At 42.5% G+C, this 1547-nt stretch carries 2 protein-coding genes; both read left to right on the top strand.

The features are described from left to right. Positions 1-197, top strand: a 197-nt coding sequence (locus EII41_RS14380; protein WP_221620734.1) for a hypothetical protein, incomplete at its 5' end; no start/stop codon positions are given. A gap of 271 nt (positions 198-468) precedes the next feature. Then, the gene (locus EII41_RS13550; protein ID WP_124790998.1) at positions 469-1503 is read left to right on the top strand and encodes a TolB family protein; all 1035 of its coding nucleotides are present in this window, start codon (positions 469-471) and stop codon (positions 1501-1503) included. The last annotated feature ends 44 nt before the right edge of the window (positions 1504-1547 follow it).

The raw sequence follows: 1547 nt of genomic DNA, 5'->3' as shown, positions 1-1547 counted from the left end.
CCCAAATTACGCGATACACTGTTCGGCATTTACCATTAATCATGGACGTACGAATATACGACAATGATTACGTCAGGCTTACAGCCCTCCGCCGGGATGCGATGCCTTTTTCCCCAACGCTTCGCATTGGGCTGAATTATTACGCCCTTTCAGGGCTCTTTCAACAATCAGCGGAGCAAACAAAATCAACAATTTAAGAATTACCGCTTCTGCGGGGTTTATAAAAAGCCCGAATTATTTCAGCCCCATCCCGCAAGGGTGGGGTATATTGACATCCGGGCCTTGTTCGGAGGGCTGAAGGCCTGAATGAAATTCATGCTTATTCCTTCTATTGCGGAATCTGGGTTTAACCATATCAAGTGCAAAAAAATATTTGCATAAAACAAACTAAATGCGTATATTTGAAGCCTAACGAAAGTTCGCAAAAAACGGATCAAACATTAATACGAACTTAAATAACAAAAGGTTATGAAAAAAATTACATCTTTTCTAATCTGCATGGGATGTCTTTTTACCTTTTCCCAATGCGACATGGTTGAAAATCCGAACGATGAAACTCCTATCGTTCACCCCTCGGATTATGCAAAAATAGCATTCCTTGCTCGAATCACTGACGGCAGTTCGGTATGGAGTCTCTGTACTATGGATAAATCAGGAGGAAGCTTGCGAAAAATAGTTGATAAAACAGTGACATGTCAAAAGCCCGTGTGTTCTCACGGCAGGACAAAATTACTGTTCACTTCCGTTCATTTCAAAACGTGGACTAATCCGGATAATTCCGTTGGAATGAGTAGTGAATACGGATTGTATATCGTCAATACGGACGGTACAGGTCTTACTTTAATCGATCATGTCGGACCAACCGAAGCGGCACAATTCGGCCATCTTGCGTGGTCGCCCGATGACAGACAGATCGCGTATATAAAGTATTCGGGTGAAGGCTTTAGAAAGCACGATTTGATCTTGTACAACCTTACGGAAAATACGCGACAATCATTGAAAACAAAAGGCGATATATGCACGATGAGCTTTTCTCCGGATGGAAAATATATGGCCTATTGCGCTTCGACGGAAGCTGGCCATCATATTTACAAAATGGATATCAGCGGGGGCAACAGTCAATTGATTATTCGTAATGGTTCTTCTCCGAAATGGTCTCCACAAGGAGATAAAATCGTATATTCCGCTCAAGGGAGTGAGGGAGAAGCGCAACTGTTTATAGCGGATAGTGACGGACAAAATCAGAAACAGCTTACTTTTACGATCTCACCACGAAGATGGCCGGGTTGGCCACCCGATGGAAATCAAAATCCACAATGGACACCGGACGGGCGTAAAATCGTCTATGTATCGTGGGAAAATGCCAAACCTGAGATATTTATTATGAATGTGGATGGGAGCAAACAAACTCGGTTGACAAAGGCAGAATATCGAGATGAGAATCCTGAAATAACACCAGACGGACAGTCTATTTTATGGGTCTGTGTTGAATCGTGTGGGTAACCCATAAATCAAGATCCGGAAAAAAGTTGTATAATTGCATTCAT

Origin of the sequence: Tannerella forsythia, assembly GCF_003860135.1 — a bacterium.
GTDB classification, from domain to species: domain Bacteria; phylum Bacteroidota; class Bacteroidia; order Bacteroidales; family Tannerellaceae; genus Tannerella; species Tannerella forsythia_A.
Note: the sequence above shows the minus strand (reverse complement) of the source record. Positions and strands in the feature narration are given on the sequence as shown.